Origin of the sequence: Microcoleus sp. (assembly GCF_049646505.1) — a bacterium.
Classification (GTDB): Bacteria; Cyanobacteriota; Cyanobacteriia; order Cyanobacteriales; family Microcoleaceae; genus Microcoleus.
On the sequence record NZ_JBARVX010000603.1, the window covers coordinates 1 to 9,263 of the forward strand.

The 9,263-nt window shown below is 45.7% G+C and carries 8 protein-coding genes, 1 tRNA gene and 1 pseudogene; 3 read left to right on the forward strand and 7 right to left on the reverse strand.

Annotated elements, in window-relative coordinates:
• Window positions 1–247 (forward strand): hypothetical protein (locus WBA89_RS28220; RefSeq protein WP_424410937.1); only part of this gene is annotated, 247 nt, incomplete at its 5' end.
• A 301-nt stretch (window positions 248–548) separates the two neighbouring features.
• Here WBA89_RS28220 and trpA read toward each other — a convergent pair.
• The 3 genes from trpA to ndhL all read right to left on the reverse strand — a co-directional run bounded on the left by trpA (window position 549) and on the right by ndhL (window position 2,121).
• On the reverse strand, window positions 549–1,346 hold the full coding sequence (trpA, locus tag WBA89_RS28225; RefSeq protein WP_424410938.1) for a tryptophan synthase subunit alpha: 798 nt from the start codon (window positions 1,344–1,346) through the stop codon (window positions 549–551).
• Between the two features lie 253 nt (window positions 1,347–1,599).
• Entirely contained in the window at window positions 1,600–1,905 is a 306-nt protein-coding gene (locus WBA89_RS28230; RefSeq protein ID WP_194012153.1) for a DUF3007 family protein, read from the reverse strand.
• The gene (gene ndhL, locus WBA89_RS28235; RefSeq protein ID WP_193972727.1) at window positions 1,906–2,121 is read right to left on the reverse strand and encodes an NAD(P)H-quinone oxidoreductase subunit L; all 216 of its coding nucleotides are present in this window, start codon (window positions 2,119–2,121) and stop codon (window positions 1,906–1,908) included.
• 198 nt (window positions 2,122–2,319) lie between these two features.
• On the opposite strand from ndhL, the gene WBA89_RS28240 reads away from it, so the two are divergent.
• Window positions 2,320–2,404: transfer RNA gene (locus WBA89_RS28240), tRNA-Leu, on the forward strand.
• 300 nt (window positions 2,405–2,704) lie between these two features.
• Here WBA89_RS28240 and mutS read toward each other — a convergent pair.
• Together mutS and WBA89_RS28250 are read right to left on the reverse strand one after the other, a co-directional pair.
• On the reverse strand, window positions 2,705–5,332 hold the full coding sequence (mutS, locus tag WBA89_RS28245; RefSeq protein WP_424410939.1) for a DNA mismatch repair protein MutS: 2,628 nt from the start codon (window positions 5,330–5,332) through the stop codon (window positions 2,705–2,707).
• Between the two features lie 378 nt (window positions 5,333–5,710).
• Entirely contained in the window at window positions 5,711–6,277 is a 567-nt protein-coding gene (locus tag WBA89_RS28250; RefSeq protein WP_424410940.1) for a pentapeptide repeat-containing protein, read from the reverse strand.
• A 92-nt stretch (window positions 6,278–6,369) separates the two neighbouring features.
• Between WBA89_RS28250 and WBA89_RS28255 the strand changes: the two genes are divergently transcribed.
• Window positions 6,370–6,852 (forward strand): pentapeptide repeat-containing protein, encoded by a 483-nt coding sequence (locus WBA89_RS28255; protein ID WP_424410941.1) that lies wholly within the window; start codon window positions 6,370–6,372, stop codon window positions 6,850–6,852.
• 198 nt (window positions 6,853–7,050) lie between these two features.
• On the opposite strand, the gene WBA89_RS28260 is transcribed toward WBA89_RS28255, so the two are convergent.
• Both WBA89_RS28260 and WBA89_RS28265 read right to left on the reverse strand, forming a co-directional pair.
• On the reverse strand, window positions 7,051–8,217 hold the full coding sequence (locus tag WBA89_RS28260; RefSeq protein WP_424410942.1) for a DNA/RNA non-specific endonuclease: 1,167 nt from the start codon (window positions 8,215–8,217) through the stop codon (window positions 7,051–7,053).
• A gap of 138 nt (window positions 8,218–8,355) precedes the next feature.
• Window positions 8,356–9,263: pseudogene (locus WBA89_RS28265) on the reverse strand (hypothetical protein); the annotation flags it as partial.

The window sequence follows — 9,263 nt, forward strand, 5'->3', positions numbered from 1 at the left end:
CAGTCATGTTTTGCTGTCGCCTCCGAGCTTTCGGTACAACGTCAACAGTCAACACTCAACAGTCAACAGTCAACAGTCAACAGTCAACAGTCAACAGTCATCAGTCATCAGTCATGTTTTGCTGTCGCCTCCGAGCTTTCGGTACAACGTCAACAGTCCGATTGAAGATGGAAGAAGAAAGATGGAAGAGTTGACAGCAAACAGCAAACAGTTGACAGCTTGCCCGAAAAGTCCGTTGTTGGGTTGATATTTGACTGATGCAAGATGGAACAAAAAACGGACAATCCTCCATCTCATACCAATCATTAAAAATCGTAGTTGTGTGCGCCGGATACGGCAATGCCTTTTCCCTGCTTGGCTGAGCGTTTGGCGGGAAGTGCGCGCTGGGTTGAAAGGTTTTGCATTTTGGGAGAAAAAAAACCTTCCGGTCAGGAACCAGAAGGAAGGAGGTGTATGATCTCAAGTACAACAAGGTCTTCGATCGCAATTGTCGCGGCACGAGGCGATCGCCCACATCTGTCTAATGGCTGAAAGTATCTGCACAGTTGCTAATCATTTTGAATCGCTGTTTTTAAGCTCTTGCAGAAAGAGCCGATCGCCTCTAAACCCTCTTCTGGAGTGCCTTGGGCCAAGCGTTTAACAAAAGCGCTGCCAACAATAGCAGCGTCTGCACCCCATTCTTTCACTTGGCGGGCGTGTTCCGGTGTCGAGATACCAAACCCGACACCGATGGGTTTGTCGGTGATGCTGCGAATTTCTTGCAGCAACTCTTTTGCTCTCGTTTCTAAACCTTCGCGCACTCCCGTAACCCCCGTCACGCTGACTAAGTAAATAAATCCTTGAGACTGGCGGGCGATCGCTTCTATGCGGTTTTTGGGACTTGTCGGAGCAACTAATAATGTTAGTTCAATCCCTAATTTGTTAGCTGGTTGGATGAGACTGTCAGCTTCTTCTAAGGGCAAATCGGGTACAACCAATCCCTGAACTCCGGCACTTTTGATTTGCTGCAAGAAGGTTTCTATACCTCGGTACAAAATCGGGTTGTAGTAAGTGAACAGAATAATGGGCGATCGCAAATTCGGACTAACTTTCGCTACCATTTCCAGCACCGGATCTAACCGCGTTCCCCGCTGCAGGGCCCTAGTAGCGGCGGCTTGAATCACCGGCCCGTCAGCCAGCGGGTCAGAATAGGGAACGCCAAGCTCGATCGCGTCAGCACCGCTATCATCCAAAACTTGCAGCGCTTTAGCCGTTGTCTCCAAATCTGGGTCGCCAGCAGTAATAAAAGGAATTAATGCACATTGGTTGCTTTTTCGCAACGTTTCAAAACAATTAGAAATAGTCATTAGTTATTAGTCATTGGTCATTGGTCATTAGTCATTAGTCATTAGTCATTGGTCAATAGTCATTAGTCATCAGTGCTGTCATCGCTCGCGAACCTTGTCATTAGTGCGAGATCAACAACTCGCTTTCCATCCTCAATCATTAGTTATCAGTCATCAATTTCCCTAAGCGAGCGACATCCTCGCACCCCTAAAAAACACTAATAACTAATGACCAATGACCAATGACTAATGACTATTGACTAATGACTATTGACTAATTATCTTTTTCCTGCTCAATTTCGGCTTGAAGTTTGGCTAACTCTTCAGGAGTGAGTGCATCTAGCTGCTTCTGCAAGACAGCATCTTTGTACTCTTTCAGTTGCTCGCTGTAGGTCATACTTTGAGTCAGGGCTCGAAATAAATAAGTCACCAGCCAGCCAATCAAGCCGGCAACCAAAAATAACTGACTCCAAATGCCTGCATTCATGCTGTCGAGTCCGGCGAATTGCAGCAGCAAGTAGACTATGCCACCTGCTACAAAAAAGCCGAGACTGATTCCAATTACGTCAATACGTCGCATTTAGGCTTCTATCTGCCGCCGTTTGGGGCGAAAGTTCAAAAAGGGAGCTAGGAGAAACATACCGGGGAAGAAGAAGAACATCAAGAAGTACATGAAGCCGCGCTCAAAAGACGTGGCCACGTACCAGCGGCTGTTCAGGTAAGCGTAGGTGGCGGCCGGTACTACCAGGAGATAGGCTCCTGCTAACACGGCGTAAAGCAGCAAGGTAATATACATAGATTTGCTTTAGGGGAATAATAACAGGGGTAAACGGGCACGGACGCTCCGCTAGCTGGTTAACTATTGTACCGCTTGAGGAGATGCAGCGCGAGTTTTGAGAATTTTTAGATTGGGGGTTGCGTAAATTGGGGTTTTGGTTGTAGAATAAAAGGCTGTTGCTGTCAGTAAATCAAATCCACAGCAATTTGACTAAAGGGGGGTGTGGCGGAATGGTAGACGCTACGGACTTAAAATCCGTTGACCCGAAACGGTCGTGTGGGTTCAAGTCCCTCCACCCCCATCAAATTCAATCCTTTGTGAGTCAATGGTTTCAGACTTATTGTCCCAGCAAGAGTTCTGTTTTCCGCTCATCTTTGGCTCAGTTGCGCTCTTGTGAGTGGTCGAGTATGTTACTTTATGAACCAGTCCCCCTTGGGGCCGACATCGTTTGACTTTCTGGCGGTTTCAACCGCCGAATCGTTCTGAGTTTTGAAGGCAGATGCAAGTGTCGCAGTTGTAGGGTGCGTCAGACATCGGCTTTTGTGATTTTAACAGCTTTGGACGAGCTGACGCACCCTACGCATTTACTCGACTTAAAGTTTCAATCATCAAACATATCTAACTGTTCGCCCTCAGACTCTTTTTTGCCATCTTTCTTAACACCTTTCCGCAGCCCGATCGCAATTTTGCTATGTTTCTCAATCTGTTTCATCACCTGTCTCGCCCTCTGAATCACCGACGGCGGCAAACCGGCCAACCTCCCCGCTTCAATTCCGTAAGATTTGTCAGCGCCCCCTGGCTGAACTTGGTGCAAAAATACAATTTGATCCGGCAATTCCTTCACCGTCACCTGATAATTTGCCACATTATCCAAAATAGAAGCTAACTCATTTAATTCGTGATAGTGAGTAGCAAAAATCGTCCGCGCCCGAATCTCGCTTGCTAAATATTCGGCCACAGACCAAGCAATCGAAAGTCCGTCAAACGTCGCCGTCCCCCTACCAATTTCATCCAGCAAAACTAACGATTGCGGCGTTGCGTGATTGAGAATATTGGCAGTTTCGTTCATCTCCACCATAAACGTAGATTGACCCGTTGCCAAATCATCCACGGCACCGACGCGGGTAAAAATGCGATCGCAAATTCCCAAAGTCGCAGCTTTCGCCGGCACAAAACTCCCCATCTGCGCCATCAACTGAATCAAACCCACCTGCCGCAAATAACAGCTTTTTCCGCTAGCATTCGGCCCGGTTAAAATTATTAAATCGGGGCGGTTTAGCGATGCTTCCCGACCCAAAAAAGCCGAGTTTGGGACAAAAAATCCCGGCGGTAAAGACTTTTCTACCACCGGATGACAACCTTCAATAATTTTAATTTCCCGACTTTCAACCATAGTCGGGCGACAGTAATCTTGATAAACCGCTACTTCCGCCAAACCGCACAAAACGTCGGCCGCCGCCACCGCGCGGGAAACGTTGCGAATAATTTCCGCCTGTTCTCCTACCTCGGCGCGCACTTTTGCAAAAATATCGTATTCCAACTGATTTAAATCTTCCCGCGCCGTCAGAATCCGCACTTCTCTTTCTTTTAATTCTTCTGTACTGTAGCGTTCTTCATTGGTAAGAGTTTGCTTGCGGGTGTAATCGTCCGGCACTTGGTCAACTTTCGATTTTGTAATACTGATGTAATAGCCGAAAGCTTTATTGTAGCCTACTTTTAAATTAGTAATTCCGGTACGTTGCCGTTCGTTAGCTTCTAAATTAGCAATCCATTCTTGGTCTCCTGATGCACTGTGGCGCATCTCATCAAGCATTGCATTAATTCCCGATCGAATCAAACCTCCTTCTTTTAAATGAATCGGCGGTTCGTCAACTAAATGAGCGTGAATTGTAGTTGCTAATTCTTCGAGAATTGGCGGGACATTTTGCAGCGCTTTCAAATAGGGCGAGATCCCTTGAGCTGCGATCGCGGCCAATTCCGGCAGTTTCGAGAGAGAATCAGCTAAAGCGACCAAATCTCTGGCGCTAGCGGTTCCAGAACCGGCGCGCCCTGTCAGTCTTTCGATGTCGTAGATTTGGCGCAGCAACTGCTGCAAATCTTGGCGCAGGGGATTATTTTCTACTAATTCTTGAATCGTGTTGTGGCGGGCGCAAATACCTTTAATGTTGAGCAAAGGTTGCAGCACCCAGCGGCGCAAAGCGCGGCCTCCCATTGCGGTGCTGGTTTTGTCGATCGCCCACAGCAGCGAACCGTGAAAAATCCCATCTCTGACGGTTTGAGTAATTTCTAAATTGCGCCTGGTTTGGTAGTCGAGGGTGAGAAAATCGGTGAGGGTGTAAGTGTGCAATCTTTGCAAAGCAACTGCTTTTTCTTTTTGAGTTTCTTCGAGGTATTGCAGCAAACCGCCGGCGGCGCGCACTGCGAGGGAAAGGTGTCCGCATCCCATACCTTCGAGCGATCGCACTTTGAACTTTTGCAGGATTCTCTGTTTTGCTTCGGACAAAGTAAACGGAATTTGCGATCGCAAAGAATAGCAAAACGAATTCGGCAAACAATCGGGTAAATGGTCGGATTTCTCTCCGGGCCTCAACATCGTCACCAAATCCGGCGCATTAGTTGGTATCAAAATTTCTGAAGGTTGCAAGCGCAGCAATTCTAGGGTTAATTGTTCTAAACTCTCGGCTTGGGTAGTTACGAATTCTCCCGTAGAAATATCTGTATAAGCCAATCCCCAATGTTCCCCAGCTATGACAACTGCTGCTAAAAAATTATTTTGTCTGGGTTTGAGCATTCCATCATCCGTCAAGGTTCCGGGAGTGAGAATGCGGGTAATTTCTCGCTTGACTTGGCGGCCTTCACGGGCGGCGATCGAAGCATCTTCAACTTGGTCACAAATTACCACAGCATAGCCTTTTTCTACTAACTGAGAACTGTAGCGGTCGAGGGCGTGGTGCGGCACTCCTGTCATCGGCACTTTGCCGATTTCTTTGCCGCTTTCTTTGCTAGTACAAACAAGTTCTAATTCCCTCGAAATCGTCACTGCATCTTGGAAAAAACACTCAAAGAAATCTCCAACTCGAAAGAATAAAAGTGCGTGGGGATACTGTTCTTTCACTTCAACATACCGCTGCATCATCGGCGTTAGCTTAGTGAATTCTAGTAGGCGGTGGTCGGCATTGCGGATGTTGGATTGATTGGGGTCTGTTGGGGTAGATGCAGTGTAAGGCATAAAAGGCGATCGATAAATTTTAATCTTTAACAACTTTAGCGCAAGCTCGGCTTTTAGCTATTACTAATGATACAATTTTTGACGATTAATCATCCTCAAGCAGGGTGCGCGACTCTCAAGATGCGATCGCAGTTATATCCTGTGCGGACTGAATGCCGCACTACGAAATGCGCCTGCGGTTAATCCAGCGGACGCGATCTCAGAAAGCAGCGACTGGCGATCGCCAAAAACAACCTCAGCCATGCCGCCACTCTCACAAACGTGATTGAGGACTGAAGCGGAGACAGGACGTACATCCGCTTCTAATATCAACCTTGAAAAATCTAGCTATTCTAAATAGTGCCCAATCTGCTGTTGCATAATTTTTCTTCAACTTGCTTAATCGTCAGTTTCTATCTCAGCATCTTCATCAGTCACAACTTGTCCATCTGGCATGATAGTATTTCGCTTGTAGCTGTCGCTTAAATCGCAACCTTCAACGAGTGCTCCTCTCAAATTGGCCTCGTACAGATAAGTTTCACCCATCATTGCACCTCTAAGGTCTGCTCCTTCCAGATTGGCTCGATCTAAGCTAACTTCAAATAAACAAGCATTTTGCAGGTTGGCATTTCGGAGATTAGTAAATCCGAAATTAGTACCTGTCAAGTTGGCATTACTTAGGTTAGCTCTCTCCAATGAAGCTCTTTCTAGATTAGTTTCTAAACTAGCATTAGACAAATCTGCTTCGTCCAGGATACTATGACTTAAATCAGCTCCCTCCAATCTAGCTGACCTAAAAATAGTACGTCTGAGATTGCTTTCTTTCAGAATGGCATCATTCAAGTTAGCTTCACTGAAGTCAGCCTCACTCAAGTTTACGCCTCTTAGTTCGGCACCTTCTACGTTAACCCGACGAAAATCTCTTTCACCCGCTGCGTATCTTTTGAGCAGTTCTTCTGCGTTCATAACTTGCCTCTTTAATCTATTTACACTTTCATATGATCGAGTAAAAATGACAGTGCTATTATGAAAGTATAAACTGCTTGAACAAGAAAGCTATGGACGTTGAAGAACTATATAGGCGTTACGCTGCGGGAGAGAGAGATTTCCCTGGAGTTGATTTAAGTCATGCTGATTTAAACGTTGCTGACGTGGGTGATATTAGAGACCTCCCACCAGGTCAGAATGAGTTGAGTGGTATCAATCTCAGCGGTGCTAACTTGACTAGAGCCGATTTGAGTTTTGTTAATCTCAGCGGTGCTAATTTGAGTAGTACGAACCTTGAATCTGCTATCCTATTGGGTACTATATTGATTGCTGCCGATTTGAGGGACGCTATCTTAGATTATGCCGAACTGGGAGGCGAACTGGTTGATGCCGACTTGAGAGAAGCCAACCTGCATTGTACGCGATTGATTGATACTAACCTGACTAGAGCCAATCTAATGGGTGCAGAATTTGCAGCCACCGGAGAAGGTCGTGTGATTTTCTGCAATACCATTATGCCTGATGGTACTATTAGGAATGACGATTGCTCCTAAAGGGATTGATAGATCGGTTTTGCTGGAAAAGGGTATTGGAGATGGTAGGATATACTTTGATTATCTCATTAGCACGGTCTAAGATTGATTTGATATAAGAAAAAGTCAAATCATCTTCAACTCATAGACTTTATTAAAAGTCAATAGCCTGGTATGCTAAGCAAGCTTTCCAGGCTAATTTGTTTGATGTCTAGACGATCAGCCTGATGATTCGATTATTTCCTCTATCTCGTCTGGAATATTTGAGAAGAAGTCAAGCTCAGTCAACTCCTCAATTTGGTTAACAGTCAGTTGCCATGTTTGCCAATTTCTCCAAGCAGCTTTGTTTTGTATGTCTGGAAGACTTAACCCCAACAAAGTATTGAATGGGTGAGGAACTGGAAGTGGGAAATCTCCATTCGCATCTACCGATCCATTTGGATTAGTTGGGACGTGAGCTGGTTCAACCTCGTTGGGTGTCAAAATGCCGTAAGTTGTAGTGTTAGCAATTGTGACATTAGCAGGATTCAGTCCTGGTTGCTCTAAATCCAGTACGACCTTCCAAGTCCAACCAGGAATATTGATTCCTTTGCTTGTAAGAATCTGGGGATTTGTTAATCTGCTGGGTCTTGCTCTATGGCTTATACGTTGAGGATTTAGATTGCTTTCATAACCCCCAGCGACAACATAAAGCTCTTTTGAGTTAATATTAGTAGTGGATGCAAGCAAATCATCAAAACTCGTCCATGCTGGACTTTGCGGATTTTCATCTAGGCTGAGATCGTTGTTATCTTGATGCTGTGGAACTACATTCGTCATCAAAAAAGTCGCTATGTTGTCCTTTTCACTATTAGTTCGCTGAGACGAAGGTAGCATATGACCCCTTGAATAAAAACTGTTGCTGTAGTCCTCATTTTTGACCCGACCCCAAGTTTCAGGAATACTTTGATCTTCGATAAATCTGAGATTTGAGCGCGCAACACTACCCAGCCACTTTTGATTCAGTTGCCAACTTACCCATTTAGGAGTTTTACTGCTGTCATCATAAGCAGTGGCAAACTGTGCTTTCTCTAGCAAATAGTTATTGCGCTCCGCAATAGCAAGATCAGTTGTGTTCCTGGCATCTGAGGGATTTCCAAACAGTAGATGTTGGCTTTTGAAAAATACATTATCTAAGTAAACATTACCGCCACCAACAACTTCAAACTTCAGAGTTGCTACTTGACCGCGCAAATTGTCAGGCACCTCTACTTGGAAAGTCTCAAACCCTTGAATTCCATAATCAATCCTTTGTGTATCTGCTAAATATGCACCTCTTGTACGATTCGCTCGCCTCAAGTTGATCGATGATGAAACGCCTAAAGGACTTCCATCTGCTGCTGACAAAGTGACCAAAACTGTTCTGCGTCGATCTCGATCGACCAGTTCTGTTTCGGGAACATGGAGGTCAAACCGTAAATTTCCCCACTCAGGCACGACAAAACGGTTGTGGGTAATACTTTTCCCTGATTCTAGCTTCAGAGATTAATTTGGTTGAGTTCGATCGACTCCAATTCGATCCAGTTCTGCGTGCAAAGCCGGAGCCTCCGTTGCAGATAGCTGATTCACATCAACAAGGTTGCTTGTAGACACGTTAGCTGACGTTTCACCATTATGAAAAGACCAACCAGGAATCGCATCAGAAAAAAGAGTCCGATTCAGTCCCTGCGGATTGAAAACAGCATCAAAATTGCCGTTAAACAGAGTAGGAACTGCAAAATCCCCCCGCATCCTGGCATCATAAGTATTCTCAAAATCAACCGGGATACGCTCTACATTCGTTTGGGGCCGCAACTCCGAACCGCCGCCCAAAACCGAATAAAACCACCCCGTACCAATTCCCTCCCAAGGAGCAGCATCAACACCGTGTTCAAAACGCTCTTCCGGCGTATACCAAGGGCTAACGCGAGCCGGGCCTGTCAAAACAGTACCGCCAAATGAAAAGTCTTGATCGAACAAAGGTTCTCGATACCCATCACCGCGCCGGCGGAAAATAGGATTAGCATCTAAGTTTTCATCGAACGGGAAGTTAGTTGGAAACAAATCTGATGTCCCCCCATACCAACTCAAAACACGTCCGTGTACGGCTCCCCTTCCAGCAATACCAACAGTAGGATCGGTTTCCTTCGTAAACCCAGCACGACTGTTGTCATAATCTGGGTTATTTTGATTAGTTCCCAGAAAAACCGACAAATCCGGTTCTCCCAACAGCGGAGCAGTAGCATCGGGATTTTCTGACCTCCAACCTTCTCGCGGAAACTGAAGTCCGGGAGCTGTTTTTCCATCCTCAGTAAACGGAAGATTGGGAATATCTCGACCCGCAGGCGAAACCGTACCGCTTAATAAATTCGGTACTGTCTGATAGTAATTATCCGCAAAAGTGACATTTTCCC